This is a genomic window from Rothia sp. HMSC068F09 (assembly GCF_001812775.1).
GTDB classification, from domain to species: domain Bacteria; phylum Actinomycetota; class Actinomycetes; order Actinomycetales; family Micrococcaceae; genus Rothia; species Rothia mucilaginosa_A.
Window position 1 is genome coordinate 1 of sequence record NZ_KV810415.1, and the last position, 15,428, is coordinate 15,428.

Sequence of the window (15,428 nt, forward strand, 5' to 3'; positions counted from 1 at the left end):
CTGCAATCACAAGCCCACCAGGCAACTGTCTCAAACAAAAAGTTTTTATCATAGGAACCTCCTTAGAAAAACGCCAACTCGCATTCGCATAAAAATTCAAAATCATGGTCCTTCCAAGGTACTCATTTCTTCAGGCCTCACAGATCACCACACCCAGCCTTTCTCTGACACACAAGACTCTCGCAAGCACCAATGCAAGACCTGCTACCCACTCTCAGGGAAAATGTCTCCCGTCACCTGAGTGCCTTCTGCCTTACATGAAGCATACTTCACCAGAGACCACACATACATTCTACAATCCAACAGGTATTGACTTAAAACCCAAAAGGGCTACGAGTTTTAAAAACCCTCGAGAACATCAAATAACCAACTCAAACTTTAATTTTCACACTTTAAACACAACCCTATTTCGTATCTTTGTTCCCATAAGCAACAACAGTTTACCACCTTAATCAATTTAAAAACAAACAATCATTCTTTTTACCTCGCCCGTATCCATCTCCGTGTGATGCTAGTCACCAATCCCTTGCTACACAACATTTCATCGAATCCTACACCTGCTTCCCTAAACTTCATTCACTATCGGTCTCTATGCAATTCATAAAATGTTTCACGTGAAACATAATATAAATATTCATACATTGATATATATGCATATTCTGAGACTACTAATACCTGCAGGCCGCTACTACTAGGCGCCACAGGAAGCAGCAGTTTTTAGGGGAGGGAACGCATTCCGGTGCGGCTCCTCCCCTGCTTCTTATGCTCGTGGGCTAGTCCTCATCGTCATCAACGGCAGGCAGACCCAGCAGGGCGGTACCCGCCTCGGTGAGGGACCAGCGCATCGTGCGGCCGGCCTTCACGCCCTCAACAAACCCAAGCCCCTGCAGCAGCTTGAGCCTATCGCGCAGAGTCGGCGCCGTAACACCCAGCGCCTCCTGCAACTCGCTCGAGGTGGGGGCGACCGGCGCACGGAAAATATGCACCTGCCCCAGCAGGTACAGCAGCCGCAGAACATCATCACGCTTCTTCGAAGTCAACCCGGAGGCGCCGCCCGTCCAGGCGCGGCTACCCTCCAGCTCAGCGATACGCCGACCCAGGGCACGCCACGCACGGTCGCGCGCCTCCAGCTCGTCTTCCAGGTGCTCCTGAGCCTGCTCAATCAACCCCAGAAGAACATGCAGAAAACTGGTTACCTCACCGTAGTTGAGGGGTTCTTCCGCCGCGCTAAACGCCTTGTAGTAGCGGCTCTTCTGAATGTTGAGCGTGCTCGGCAGGGTGAGGGTCGTCAGCCGGTTGAGGGTCCGCCCCAGGTGAGATACCAGCAGGTACCTACCCAAACGGCCGTTGCCGTCGTAGAAAGGGTGCGTGTACTCCATCATGAAATGCGCGGCGATTGCGGAGAATAGCACCGGCACGTTCGGGTCAAGGGTGTGGTTGAGTGCCGTCTGAACGTTGGCGGTGATAGTTGCTTCGCTGTCGGGGGCACGGTGAATTTCGCGGGCGCTGTAGTAAATAAACACGGGTTTGGTGCGGAATAGAGCCCCGTCTGGCCGATCTTCTTCGGCAAGGTACCCTTCGAGTAGCGTATCGTAGAGGTTGCGCACCTGCTCGACTGTGAAGGGGGGGTGGCCTACCCCCAGGTCTTTGAGGAGGTTCACGAATTCGACGGCGCGTTTGGCGCGGGGGTCTTCACTGTCGCCGAAGGTGAGCGCCTCAGAGATGAACTTGCGCGTGGTGTATATACCTTCGATGCGGTCGGACGCCACGATACTGCGTACTGCCAAGTCTAGTAGGTAGCTTTGCATAGCGATGCTGGGCAGTTGGGAGCTCAGCTGCTCGATATGCCATTCACGGAGCATGATGCGTTCAAAGGATGCGATTGCGGTGCGGTCTGCCAGGTAGAACAGGGGGTGCTCCCCGACTTTGAATTCGTCGAGAAGGTAGGTGGAGTAGCCGTTGCGGCGCGCCTGCAGTTCGGTTTGTGCGGCGGCTTTGCCGCGTTCGTGGAAGATACTTTTGAGGGTGCGGTACCTTGTGCTGGTGGTGCCCACTTACACTCTCCTTAATAGTGGAAAAAATTGCGATTTTTTTCATTATAACCCTTATTTTCGAGAAATAGTGAAAAAATTAGCTATTTCCTTCATGGTATAAATCACATTATGGTAGCTCAGGGTGAGCGCCTGCAGGATATCTGTAGGCATGATAGGGTATCTTTTGACACCGATAACCGGGTGCCGCCGTGTTTTTGCGTCTTGCAGTCCTCGATGTTGTGTTCTGGCTCAGATGCTTCTCCTGCGGTACCGCATAGTTTCTCATCACTCATTCAATCTCTGCCCTCCTGCTGGGGGTGGGTTTGTCGCGCCCCGAATTGTGGGGTCTACGTATTTTGGAGATTGTTATGGAGAACAAGGGTGGAGTCACTATCCCCCGCTGGGCTTTCGGACTGGCAGCAGCTATCGTCGCCCTCCTCGTTGTACTGGTCATCGTGCTGATTCCGCGCGGCGGCGATAATTCCAACACCTCCGCCGCGGGCGGCTCGAACGGTGCGGCTCAGTCGAAGGCCACCTCAACGGTAGCGGCAGGCACCTGCGGCGCTGGCGCCTCAGACGACCAGGCAGTACTGGATGCAGCACCCAAGGACACCACGTGGGTAACCACTGATCAGGGTTGGATTGGCCCGGTATCGAAGACTGCCGGCCCCATGGCAAACTCCCCGATTCGCAACTGCTTCGAGCACTCGGCTGAGGGCGGATTGTACGCCGCAACCTGGGCATATATTCAGATGGTAGAGTCCCCGAAGGACTATATGCCGACTATTGTTGGCCCCGGCGCCGATACGCTCCGCGAACTCCGCAAGAAGGACACTACGACCGCTCCGGTTCTCCACATTTCCGGTTACCGTTACATCTCCTACACCCCGGAGCGTGCAACGGTGCGACTGCTGCTCAAGACCCCGTCGGCTACATACTGGTCTGCCGATATTGTGATGGAGTGGCACGATGGTGACTGGCACTATTGGGCTCCTACTACTCCTACTGAAGCTGGCAAGGCTGACCCGGACGAGTTCATCACCTGGGAAGCCTAAAAACTAAAAACCGGCACAACCGATAAAAGCGCGGTGAGGTACGACCTTTCATTAGGTCGTGCCCCACCGCGTTTATAGGTTTAAGCCAACTCTAAGAGCCAGTAATTAGATGCCGCCTCCGTCAGAAGAAGTCAATGTCAGGGAGGCCCGAAAATATCTCAGCAAAGAGCTCGTACGTACCTATCACAAAACGCTCGCTGCGGTCCTCCACCTCGCTATCAGCCCGCGAATACGTGAAAAGACCACCAATGATCTTCACACCAAAGAAATACAGCCCAACACAACCAAGGACCAGAGCCACAAAAGGCATCACCAGCATGACCACAAAGTGAAGAATCACGTTATCAATCGAGCCTCCAAACAACACCAGGCCGACAATAACAACCCCCGTTACGATCAAACACACGGGCACGCTCAGAACGTACATGCCCCAGGCGATGATGCGCAGAACAGTCTTCCAGAAACCACGGCGCGGCTTCTCCTGCAGATAATCTGCCGGATGCGAAAGATACGGTGCGGTTTGCTGAAGTGCCGGCTGGTTGCTCATCGTGGTTGTCTCCTGACGTACTCGGTGTATACATCAACAATCCCGAGAATACGCCACCCACCTGGACGGTTCCTCAAAAACAGGCGCCGCAAACGGCCCGCAACCCTAAAATACGCTCCTAAAACGTCGCGGCCCTAGAGCACGTCCGGGTGAACCGCCACCTCCACGGCGGCGGGCAGCACGCGCGCGCTAATGCGGTAAGCCGACGGCGCCGGGTCGCCATCCACCTCAACCGGCTGCGCACCGTCCGGGAACTCCAGCACCACCTCAGACCCGACCAGATGACGAATCACCGGCAGCTCAATGCGCGGCGAACCCAGAATCGTACGGCGCATCACCTTTGCCATCAGCAGGCCCCACTCCACCAGGTCACGCGGGGACGCCACAATCACCTCAAGCTTGCCGTCGTGCACATCCGTCATGTCCGCCAGGCGAATACCGCCCTGCAGGCGGCCGCAATTCGCGACCAGCACCGAACGCATCGGCAGGATGCGGGGCTCCCCACCGTCCACGCTAATACTCACCGGATGCGACCTGCCCAGCATGTGCTTCATGCCGGACTGCACGTACGCCACCCAGCCGAACTTCGCCTTAATCTCCTCGTTCGTGTCATTCATGACGAGCGCGTCGAAGCCGGCACCACTCATCACAAAGAACGTGTGTTCGGTTTCTTCGCCGGTGGTGCCCGTAGTCGTCATCTCAATCGCGTCAACGGCCTGACCCGCGCCGTTGAGCGCAATATCAACGCACGCCGCCACGTCACTCACCGGGATGTATAGGTTGCGCGCCAGCAGGTTGCCGGTGCCCATCGGCAGAATACCCAGGCGCGGCTTTTGCCCCTCATGATGCGCCAGCGCCGCCGCCACAGCACGCACCGTACCGTCACCGCCGGCAGCAATCAGCAGGTCAACGCCTTCGGCAATCAGCTCGCGGGCGGCCTCTGAGCCGGGCTCGTCCACGCGGGTGGTGCGCACCAGCGCCTTCGGGTGGCCATTCGCCGCGAGGGTACGTTCCAGAATCTCGATAGCCGCCGCAGCACCGGGCTTGCTCGGGTTGTACACCAGGCCCACGCGCTGCGCCTCACCGGTGGGCAGGGTCGGCAGAACGCCGAAGGGCGCACCCAGTTCAATAGCGCGTCGACGCGCATTCTTGCGGGCGCGAGTGACGGAGGCGGTCAGAGCCGCCGCCGCGGAAACACCAAGGAGCTTACGGTAAAGAGGCATAACTCTTAGACTACCCGCCCACGCAAAAACCCGCCCACCGTTTACGCGGTGAGCGGGTTTTTCAGCTGGTTTTGATACGCCTTAGCGGGCGGGCAATCCCTTACTCAGCGGCTACGACCGGGATAACCTCGGCGCCACCCATGTAGGGGCGGAGTGCTTCCGGAATACGGACCGAGCCATCGGCCTGCTGGTGAGTCTCCAGGATGGCCACCAACCAGCGGGTGGTTGCCAGGGTGCCGTTCAGGGTTGCCACGGAGCGGGTACGGCCCTTACGCACGTTGCCTGCCTCGTCCACGGTGTCCGGGGTGCGCTCGCGAATGTTCAGGCGGCGCGCCTGGTAGGTCGTGCAGTTCGAGGTGGAGGTCAGCTCACGGTAGGTGCCCTGGGTGGGGACCCACGCCTCGCAGTCGAACTTGCGGGCTGCGGAGGTGCCCAGGTCGCCTGCGGCGGTGTCAATCACGCGGTATGCGAGGCCGCAGCGCTGCAGCATTTCCTCTTCGAGGGACAGCAGCTTCTCGTGCATCTCTTCTGCCTGCTCGACGGGGCAGTAGACGAACATTTCAGCCTTGTTGAACTGGTGCACACGAATGATGCCGCGGGTGTCCTTACCAGCGGAGCCTGCCTCACGGCGGTAGCAGGAGGACCAGCCCAGGTACTTCTTCGCACCCTTCTCAAAGTCGAGAATTTCGTCGGTGTGGTAGCCGGCGAGCGCCACCTCGGAGGTGCCGACCAGGTACAGGTCGTCGCGTTCGAGGCGGTAGATTTCGTCGTCGTGCTTGACGTTGAAGCCGGTGCCGTTCATGATTTCGGGGCGCACCAGGGTGGGGGTGGTCATCATGGTGAAGCCGTGCTCGGTTGCGAGGTCGAGCGCCATCCACATGAGTGCCTGCTCCAGGCGGGCCACCTGGCCCTTGAGGAAGTAGAAGCGTGCGCCGGAAACCTTCGCGCCACGGGCCATGTCGATGCCGTCGACGAGCTCGCCGATCTCGAGGTGGTCGCGCGGCTCGAAGCCGTCAGCGGTGAAGTCGCGGGGGGTGCCGACCTTCTTGACGACCACGTAATCGTCTTCGCCGCCGGTGGGCACGCCGTCGATGATGAGGTTCTCGATGCTGCTGATCAGTTCCTCGTATTCGGCGGTCTTCGCCTCGGAGGATGCCTTCGCCTCGTTGACGCGGGCGGCCAGTTCCTTGGCCTGTGCGACGAGTGCGGGCTTTTCTTCCTTGGGTGCCTTGGCAACCTTCTTGCCGAAGGCGTTCTGCTCGGCGCGCAGGGTCTCGTATTCGCCGATGAGTGCGCGGCGTGCGGTGTCGGCTTCGAGGATGCGGTCGACGTGGGTTTCGTCCTTGCCGCGTGCTCGCTGGGAGGCGCGGAAGGCGTCGGGGTTTTCGCGGAGGAGGTTAATATCAATCACTGTTTTATCCTACCTAATCTTGCGGTGGGTTGTGGGCGGGGTTTGCGCTGGTGGGGCGCGGGTAGGTGCGGGGGTATCTAGCGGCGGCCGGCCTGTGGTGCCGCCGGTGGTGGCACCGCTAGCGGCGCTGCAGGTGCGCGGGGCGGCCGTTCGGGAAGAGCGATTCCAGCCACTCGTGCGCGGAGTCGAAGGAGGCGTCGGAGTGGATGCTGTCGACCTCGGTATTTTCGTGGTCGGCGCGCGGGTAGGAGCCGAGGAACTTCAGCGTCGGGGAGACGCGGTGCAAGCCGCGCAGTGCATCGCGCATGCGTGCCTCGTAGATGTGGCCGTCGGCGTCGATGCTGAACGAGTAGGAGCCCATGCCCTCGCCGGTCGGGCGGGATTCGATGCGGGAGAGGTTCACGCCGCGCACCGAGAACTGCTCGAGCAGCTCCATGAGCGCGCCGGCGCGGTTGGCGGGCAGCGGCACGGTCAGGGTGGTCTTGTCGGAGCCGGTCGGTTCGGGAATGTCGGCGATGCGTGAGAGCAGCACGAAGCGGGTTACGGCGTTCTTGTTGTCGCCGATGTTGTCCTGCAGTACGTGCAGTTCGGGGTGGTAGGCGAGCAGCGCCGGGGAGCAGATTGCCGCATCGTAGGTGCATCCCTCTTCGAGCAGGCCGACGGCCGCCGCCGCGGTGGAGGAGCCGGGCAGGTATGCCGCGGTGGGCACGTTTTCCTGCGCCCAGCCGCGCACCTGCGCCCAGGCGTGCGAATGGGTGGAGATGGTCTTGACGTCCTCGATACTGATGGGCTTCGCGGCGACCAGCACGAAGCGGATCGGCACGAGCACCTCGCGGATGATGCGCACACCCTCGCTGGCTGCGATAGCGTCCAGGGTGGCGCTCACGCCGCCCTCCACGGAGTTTTCGATGGGCACCATGGCGGCGTCCGCCTCGCCCGCGTTGAGGCGTGCGAGCGCGTCGGGCACGCTGGTTGCGGGGATGCGTTCGGCGTCGGATGCGCCGGGTACGCTCAGCAGGGCGGATTCAGTGAAGGTGCCGGAGGGGCCCAGATAGGTGTATCGCATGGTCACCATGGTATCGGGTTGGGGTCGGTAGCGGTGGGGTTTCACCCGTGCCGTATATATCTCGGAATGGCTTCGGTCATGGGTTGGCGATTTTAGGGGTGGGTTAGTGACGTTGGGGGTGGTTAAGCCCCACCCCCAACGTCACTAACCTATCCCCGAAGGAACTAACCTATCCCCGAAATCTAAGCCGCGACTGAAAACCTAACCCGCGAACTGGCGCACCCGCGCGGTGTCCCAGTACTGGGCGGGTACGCCTCCACCCATGAGCTCGCGGGAAATAGCGGCAGCCTGCACGGAACCAGCCTCCGGCAGGGGCGCGTGCGAGCCGGCAATAATGACGTTGCCGCGGCGGCGACCCTTCAACATTGCCGAATCCGCCACAATGCACACGTACTCGAACACCTCAAGCAGGGCGGACGCCTCAGCGCGGGCACCGGTCAGCGCCGGCCCGTCGCCGCAGTTCAGGATGTACAGGCCACCGGGTGCCAGCGACTCGGCGACGGTGCGGGTGAACTCGACGGTGGTGAGCGCCTCGGGGGTGGTGTCACCGGCGAATACGTCACGAATCAGCACGTCGCGGGAAGCCGGGGCAAACGTGGAGGTGACGGCCCCCGCCTCCCCCACGCGAATCTTCACGCGCGGCGCCTTGGGGATGTCGAACCAGGCGCGCACGTACTCGGCGAGCTTGGCGTCCAGCTCAACGACCGTGTTGCGGCTGGTCGGGTACAGGTCAGCGAAATAGCGCGCCATCGAGCACGCGCCGCCACCCAGGTGGGTGATGCGCAGCTTCGCGGCGTCCAGGTGCTCCTCCACGTGGGAGGAGACGACCGCGGCAATCCAGCGCATGTACTCAAAATCCAGCTGGCGGGGTTCGCCCACGATTACGTGGGAGGACTGCACGCCGTTGATGAGCAGTAGCCAGCCGTCGGCGTGGTAGCCGTCGGGGACGAGCTCCGCCTCACCCGTGGAGATGGGGTACACGCCTGCCGCCGCGCCCTGCACGGGGGTGTTCTCGGTATCGTCAGCCCGGTTCTTCTGGTTCTTCTGCGCCTTCTGGGATTTCTTCGGTGCCCTGCTCTTTTTCGCCATACCCTCTAGCCTAGCCGACGACCCGCCCCCGGTCAGCGCCGCACCTAATCGGGGGCGGGCCGCCCGACGGCGCTCGCATCCCGGGGTGCCGCTCCTGCACGCCCCTAGCGTACGCACCCGCGAGGAACCGCCTCCGCAGAAACAGGCTGAGTAGACTGGAACCCATGGGATTTGTATGTCAGGGCCGCTACGTGCTCGCACCGATTGAACCGACCGACGCCGAAAAGTACGTCGACCTGCAGCTGGACTGCATGGAGCAAACCTACGACCCGCTCTACTTTGACACGCTCGGGGAGAGCTTCACCGCTCGCCACCGCGCCGAACGCGACGAATATCTCGAAGACTTCCGCCGCCACATCTCCTCCCCCACCGTGCGCGGCTTCTTCGCCTACGAGGTGCCCGGCTGGACCCCCGAAAGCGGGCTCTCCTGCTCCATCGGCGCGCGGATTGATTGGGAGAAGCCGGTCGGCCTGACGCTCTCGCTCTGCGAGCCCTCCTCCTGGGAACTCGAACGCGCCGATTCCATGCCCGAGCTGCCCGCGGGCACCCGCAAGCTCACGCACCTGTACACGCTCAACCACATGCACGGTACCGGCCTCGGCCGGGCACTCTACGAGTCCGCCATCTACCCGGACGAAAACTCCTACCTGTGGGTCATGGCCGAAAACGAACGGGCGCTCTCCTTTTACGAGCGCCTCGGCTACCAGCGCAACAGCATCGAATTTGAGGCACGCGGCATCTGGGCGCCCGGCCACAGCGTACGGTACGCGCGCATCCTCAACCCGTAAAACCCGTAAACGGGTGGGCCAGACGGCTAGTCCAGCAGCTGCGGGCACCGCGAGGCACGCGGCGGCCCCGCCCGGGACGCCGTGCGACACATCGCACCCTGAACGCTGTTAGGCGCCACACCCGCAAAGTCTTAACATAGAAAGTGACCTACGCTCGACGCACACCGCACAGACACAGGGAACCCCTGCGCACGCGCGGTACCGGCGCCGAACGCCACCCCACCGAAGGAAAGTAGAATATGACCACCGGTCTTTACCTCTCCGCTACGTCCCCGAACTCGGGCAAGTCCCTGATTGCCTTGGGCCTGGCAGACTCCCTGATCAAGCGCGCGGACCGCGTCGGCTTCTTCCGCCCCGTCTTCGACGGCGCAACCATCGCTGACGACCCTGTAGCACGCCTGATTCGTGAGCACTTCAACCTCTCCGAGGAGCAGGTCGACGGCGCCGTCTCCATGAACGACGCACTCGCACTCATCGCTGAGGGCGACACCGAAGAGATTTCCTCCCGCGCGGTATCCGCCTACGAGAAGGTCGCAGCCAACAGCGACGTCGTGATCGTTGACGGCGCCTACCTGCCCGCCAACGCGCTCTCCGTCGAGTTCGACCTGAACGTCCAGATTGCACGCGACCTGGGCCTGCCCGTCGTCGCCATCGTCGGTGCGCAGGAAGCCACCGTCGAAGAGGCAGTCACCGCCGTTGACGTGGCCCGCACCGAGCTGACCGCATCCAAGGCTGACCTGCTCGCCGTCATCGTCAACCGTGCAGAGCCCACCCTGCGCGAGGACATCGAGAAGTCCGTCAAGCGCGGCGAGGCAAACCTGCCCGTCTACGTGCTGCCCGAGATTTCCGAGCTGACCGCTCCGACCGTCGGTGAGGTGGCCGAGGCCCTCAAGCTCGACACCGCCGGCGTGAAGGCTGAGGACCTCAGCCGCGATATTCACGGCATCAAGGTCGCCGCCATGACCGTCTCCAACTTCCTGGGCCAGTTCGTCGACGGCGACTTCGTGATTGTCCCCGGCGACCGTGCAGACATCGTGGCCGCAACCCTGGCCTCCGCACTGGCACCGTCCTTCCCCGCTCCCTCGGGCGTGCTGCTCACCGGCGGCCTGGACGACGTTTCCGGCCAGCACACCGCCGTGGGCGAGCTCATCAAGAACGCACCCTTCCCGGTGCTGTCCACCGAGCACGACACCTTCAAGTCCGCACGCGCCGTCTCCCGCGTGCACGGCTCCCTCGAGAGCGGTCACCAGCGCAAGCTGGCCGCCGCCCTGGGTGGCTGGGACGAGCACGTCAACAAGGACGAGCTGCTGTCCCGCCTGTCCATCGAGCGCCCGGCTTCCATGACCCCGCTGCGCTTCCTGCACAACCTCATCGAGACCGCACGCGCAAACCGCCGCTCCGTGGTCCTGCCCGAGGGTTACGACGTGCGTATCCTGCGTGCATCCGAAATCATTGCACGCCGCGACTTCTGCGACCTGATCCTGCTCGGTAACCCCGCCAAGATTGCAGAGATTTGCCAGGCTGAGGGCATTGAGCTGCCCAGCTCGATCCGCATCATCGACATCGAGAACAACGAGTACTCCGAGGACTTCGCCGCAACCTACGCCGAGCTGCGTGCACACAAGGGTGTCACCATCGAGGCTGCTCGCGAGCGCATGACCGACCCCTCGTACTTCGGCACCATGCTGGTTTACAAGGGCATCGCCGACGGCATGGTTTCCGGTGCTGTGAACACCACCGCGAACACCATCCGCCCCTCGCTCGAGTTCATCAAGACCCGCCCCGGCACCAAGATCGTCTCCTCCGTCTTCCTGATGCTGATGGAAGACCGCGTTCTGGTCTACGGCGACTGCGCAGTGAACCCGAACCCCAACGCAGAGCAGCTGGCCGACATTGCGAAGGCATCCGCAGAGACTGCACGCCAGTTCGGTGTGGAGCCGAAGGTTGCTATGCTGTCCTACTCGACCGGCACCTCCGGCGCTGGCGCAGACGTGGACGTTGTGCGTGAGGCAACCGAGCTCGTGCGCGCTTCGAACCCCGACTTCGCGGTTGAGGGCCCGATTCAGTACGACGCTGCTTCGAACATGTCCATTGCGTCGACCAAGCTGCCCGGCAGCGAGGTTGCTGGTCAGGCTACCGTGTTCGTCTTCCCCGACCTGAACACCGGTAACAACACCTACAAGGCTGTTCAGCAGTCTTCGGGTGCTGCCGCTGTGGGCCCGGTTCTGCAGGGTCTGCGTAAGCCTGTGAACGACCTGTCGCGCGGTACCACCGTTGAGGACATCATCAACACCGTTGCGATTACCGCAATTCAGGCACAGAGCCTGTAAGCCGGTTATTGACCGCTGAATGAGGCCGCCCCGGCCGCCGTACCCCATGTGGGCGCGGCGGACGGGGCGGTTTTTATGTGCTGTTTTTTATACGCCGAGAAGCCACATGTGTTTCGAAAAGCAACAAGTTACGTGACTTCTCGAAACACATGTGGCTTTTCGAGGAAGATGCAGGGCAGAATTTTTGTAATTACAGGATTCCACCGCCCCTACCCCGTGAGCCGGTGACCACCCGGACAGCGCCAAACCGCCCGGGCTGCTAGGCTGCTGCTATGACCACAACTGACGAAACTCTCCCCCTGGGACTGTACGAACACCTCAAGAGCGCATCGCTCATGGGCCGCGCCATCCCCGAAGGCGCGCAATGGCAGGAAGAAATTCTCAAAAAGGACGACTACAACATCCCCGAACTGCTCACCCAGTTCTTTGCTACCCAGCTGGCCCCCGCCCTCGAAAGCCTCAAAACCCCTGCCGACCAGGCGGAACTCGTCAACCGCATGATGGCGCTCCTGCCGCAGGAGGCCGACGCGCAGAACGATTCGTTGCTGACCGACGACCACAGCAACGTAATTCAGATGCGCGAGCTCGCCCTCACTGACGCAAAAACCGCGCGCCCCGATATTCCTCTGAGCGACGTCGCTCTAATGACGAATACTTCTAAAGACCTAAATCTCAACACTGAAATTCAGAAAGAATTAGAAAGCGCAGACCGTGTAGATTTGCTCTGCTCTTTTCTTAAAATGTCCGGCGTTAATAGTTTGAGTGAGCAGCTTAAAGCTATTAAAAATCGCGGTATTCCTTTCCGCATTATTACCACCACCTACATGGGCGCGACCGACCGCAAGGCTATTGACCGCCTCGTCGAAGAGTACGGCGCGGAGGTGAAAATCAGTTACCAGGGTGACAGCACCCGCCTGCATGCGAAGGCCTGGCTGTTCCACCGCAATACCGGCATGTCCACCGGTTACGTGGGTAGCTCGAACCTGTCCAGTGCCGCACTCACTGACGGACTGGAGTGGAATGTTCGCATCTCCAGCCCGATTACGCCCGGCCTGATCCGCCAGTTTGAAGGCCTGTTCGAGAGCTACTGGAAGAGCGGTGATTTTACCCACTATACCGCCACCGACCAGGAGAAACAGGATTTGGATACTGCCCTGGCCAAGGCGGATATTACCGGCCGCAAAAGCAAGGGCCTGGAATACGATATCGACTCGTCCCTGCTGGATGTGCACCCGTTCCCGCACCAGGAGCGCATGCTCGAAGAGATGCAGAACGCTCGTTCTAAGGGTCGTCACCGCAACCTCGCCGTGGCCGCAACCGGCACCGGCAAGACCGTGTTCTCTGCCCTGGATTACAGGCGTCTCTGCAAGCAGTCCGACAAAAAGCTGAAGCTGCTTTTCATCGCGCACCGCAAAGAAATTCTCGACCAGGCTCGTCGCGCTTTTGGTGACGTCATGCATAAAGGTAATTTCGGCGAGCTTCTGACCGGTGGTAAAAAGCCCGAATATAACGAGGCTGTTTTTGCCACTATTCAAACCCTATCGGGTGCTGCCCTTGAGAATTACGCGCCGGACTATTTCGACGTCATCATCATGGATGAATGTCACCACATTAAGGCCGCTAGCTGGGACAAAGTTTTTAACTATTTTGAACCCCGCGAATTTATCGGCCTGACCGCAACACCCGAGCGAGAAGACGGAGTGAACATCGCCGACAAGTACTTCGGCGGCTACGTGGCGACCTCAATCCGCCTGTGGGATGCACTCGAAGACAACCTCCTCGTACCCTTCCAGTACTTCGGTATTACCGACGGCACCGACCTGCGTCGCGTCAACGTTCGGGGTGGCCGGTACGACGAAACCGACCTGGAAAAGCGGTACACCGACCACAAGGATGCTGAACGTCGCCTGCGCATCATTGTGGAGGAGCTACGCAAGAAGGTCGACAACCCCCTGCGCATGAAGGCGCTCGGGTTCTGCGTGAGCGTGAAACACGCCAAATACATGGCCCAGAAATTCAACGAAATAGGAATCCCGGCAGACTGCTTGGTGGGTACAGATTCCGCCGAGCGTCGTGCCGAGGTTATGGGGAATCTTGCGGATGACAACCACGAGCTGACGACCATCTTCACCGTGGACCTGTTCAACGAGGGCGTCGATATTCCGAACATCGACACGCTCCTGATGCTACGTCCCACCCAGTCGCTCACCCTCTTCCTGCAGCAGCTGGGCCGCGGTCTGCGCCGTGCACCGTTGAAGTCTGTTCTGACGGTCCTCGACTTTGTGGGACACCAGAACAAGAACTTCATGATTCACAGCAAGTACCGCGCTTTTGCACGACAAGGTGCCCTAACTGTGGATGATATTGAGAGCCCTGAACTACCGGCTGGATGCTATTTCTCGCTGGATGAAGTGACCCAGAAGCAGGTTCTCAAGAAAATTCGTGAGTCCCTGCGTATGAATAAGAACGCCCTCCTCGACACCGCCAAGAGCTACCTGGAAAATATGCAGCAAAACTCTGCAGAGCCCGATATTCGTCCCACTGTCGTTGACTTCATCAACCACTACGGCTTGGGTCTGCCGCATATTTACGGGCGCAGTAGCGAGGTGACCCTACCCGGTGTAACTAAGCCCGTCGCAACAACCTGGACTAGCCTCCAGGCCGCGAGTGGACTGTACCCCGACCTGGTGATTCCCTTCCACAACAACGTGTCCGTCGAGACGAATAAGCGCGTCAAGGCCCTTACGCACGTGCACGATACGTTCCGCATTAACGCCTACCTGGAGCTGCTGAACACGGACATCTTGGAACAGGACATGACCGATGAACAACGCCGCCATGCATGGATGCTACTGTTCTCCATCTGGCCGAAGGCCAAGTGGGACGGCTCCACCAAGAAGTTCACCCTCGACGAGGGCCTGGCAACCCTGCGCAAGAACCGCGGTATGCTGCAGGAGTTGGAGAGCGTCTGGAACTTCAATACCGCTACAGATACCACCTCCACCCTGCCGCTTTTTGAGGGCGAAGGCGTTCCTCTGCGCACTCACGCCTACTACTCCCGTGAGGAACTATTTGCTGGTCTGGGTGGTCAAGAGGGAAGTTTTGGTGTACCAGCCGGTTTCCAGCAGGGTGTCAGGACCTTCAGCTCGTCAAGCACTACAGCACTACTGGTGACGTTGGAGAAATCCGAGAAGCACTTTTCACCGGCCACCATGTACAAGGACTATGCCATCAGCAGGTCTGAATTCGCATGGGACTCGGATAACAAGACCTCTGCTAATACTGAGATAGGGCAGGTCCTCCAACACCATGAAGAGTTGGGGCACCGCATCGTTCTTTTTGTTCGCCACGTCAAGACAGACGATCTAGGCACCAGCCCCTACATGTGCCTGGGCACCGTGAAATACATTTCTCACGAGGGCTCTAAGCCGATGCATATTCGCTGGTCGTTGGACCGCCCGATGCCGGCGTCCATATTCCAGATCGCGAAGATTGCTTCATAGGTTGTAAATAGCCGCAGCAGGCGGCCCCGGATGCGTGTGCGTCCGGGGCCGCCTGCTTTTTAGACCGAGGTTTTCGATAGGTTAGTGTCTTCGCCGTGGGTCTTTACCCCGCGGTGAAGGCGCCCTATCGACCGGTCCCAACACGAGAAGCCGCACACACCACCCGGCAGACGAAGACGCTCGAACGACGAACTCTCACCACCAAAAACCTCAAAAGACTGCAAAAGATGGCAAACATCCTGTAAGGTGGTCTCGAGACCCAAAGCGATGCACCGGTGCATCGATAATGCGAGGTACCTAGTCTGGGCGCTTTTGGATACGTTGCTGTACCTAAAGAAAGCTTCTCGACTAGTACATACACACCATCACCGACGATTGGAGCA

10 protein-coding genes are annotated in these 15,428 nt (G+C 60.1%); 4 read left to right on the forward strand and 6 right to left on the reverse strand.

The window, feature by feature from the left end; genetic code table 11:
- Window positions 1-773: 773 nt before the first annotated feature.
- Window positions 774-2,054, reverse strand: a complete 1,281-nt coding sequence (locus tag HMPREF2874_RS01250) for a Fic family protein (protein ID WP_070648634.1) — start codon at window positions 2,052-2,054, stop codon at window positions 774-776.
- Window positions 2,055-2,401: 347 nt separating this feature from the next.
- Between HMPREF2874_RS01250 and HMPREF2874_RS01255 the strand changes: the two genes are divergently transcribed.
- Entirely contained in the window at window positions 2,402-3,088 is a 687-nt protein-coding gene (locus tag HMPREF2874_RS01255) for a DUF8175 domain-containg protein (RefSeq protein WP_070648636.1), read from the forward strand.
- 121 nt (window positions 3,089-3,209) lie between these two features.
- On the opposite strand, the gene HMPREF2874_RS01260 is transcribed toward HMPREF2874_RS01255, so the two are convergent.
- From HMPREF2874_RS01260 to HMPREF2874_RS01280, 5 genes are all read right to left on the reverse strand, one after another.
- Complete coding sequence (locus HMPREF2874_RS01260) at window positions 3,210-3,635, reverse strand: hypothetical protein (RefSeq protein ID WP_070648638.1); 426 nt, start codon at window positions 3,633-3,635, stop codon at window positions 3,210-3,212.
- A gap of 134 nt (window positions 3,636-3,769) precedes the next feature.
- Window positions 3,770-4,858, reverse strand: coding sequence for a diacylglycerol/lipid kinase family protein (locus HMPREF2874_RS01265; protein WP_070648640.1), 1,089 nt, complete (start codon window positions 4,856-4,858; stop codon window positions 3,770-3,772).
- A gap of 100 nt (window positions 4,859-4,958) precedes the next feature.
- Entirely contained in the window at window positions 4,959-6,269 is a 1,311-nt protein-coding gene (gene serS, locus HMPREF2874_RS01270) for a serine--tRNA ligase (RefSeq protein WP_070648641.1), read from the reverse strand.
- 118 nt (window positions 6,270-6,387) lie between these two features.
- Complete coding sequence (pheA, locus tag HMPREF2874_RS01275; RefSeq protein WP_070648653.1) at window positions 6,388-7,335, reverse strand: prephenate dehydratase; 948 nt, start codon at window positions 7,333-7,335, stop codon at window positions 6,388-6,390.
- 201 nt (window positions 7,336-7,536) lie between these two features.
- Window positions 7,537-8,424 carry a spermidine synthase gene (locus tag HMPREF2874_RS01280; protein ID WP_070648643.1) on the reverse strand — a complete coding sequence of 296 codons (888 nt, stop codon included), beginning with the start codon at window positions 8,422-8,424 and terminating at the stop codon, window positions 7,537-7,539.
- Between the two features lie 164 nt (window positions 8,425-8,588).
- Here HMPREF2874_RS01280 and HMPREF2874_RS01285 point away from each other — a divergent pair, with 164 nt between their 5' ends.
- The 3 genes from HMPREF2874_RS01285 (at window position 8,589) to HMPREF2874_RS01295 (ending at window position 15,045) form a co-directional block, all read left to right on the forward strand.
- Window positions 8,589-9,212 (forward strand): GNAT family N-acetyltransferase, encoded by a 624-nt coding sequence (locus tag HMPREF2874_RS01285; protein ID WP_070648645.1) that lies wholly within the window; start codon window positions 8,589-8,591, stop codon window positions 9,210-9,212.
- Window positions 9,213-9,451: 239 nt separating this feature from the next.
- Complete coding sequence (gene pta / locus HMPREF2874_RS01290; RefSeq protein WP_070648647.1) at window positions 9,452-11,542, forward strand: phosphate acetyltransferase; 2,091 nt, start codon at window positions 9,452-9,454, stop codon at window positions 11,540-11,542.
- Between the two features lie 272 nt (window positions 11,543-11,814).
- Entirely contained in the window at window positions 11,815-15,045 is a 3,231-nt protein-coding gene (locus HMPREF2874_RS01295) for a DEAD/DEAH box helicase (RefSeq protein WP_070648649.1), read from the forward strand.
- Window positions 15,046-15,428 lie beyond the last annotated feature (383 nt).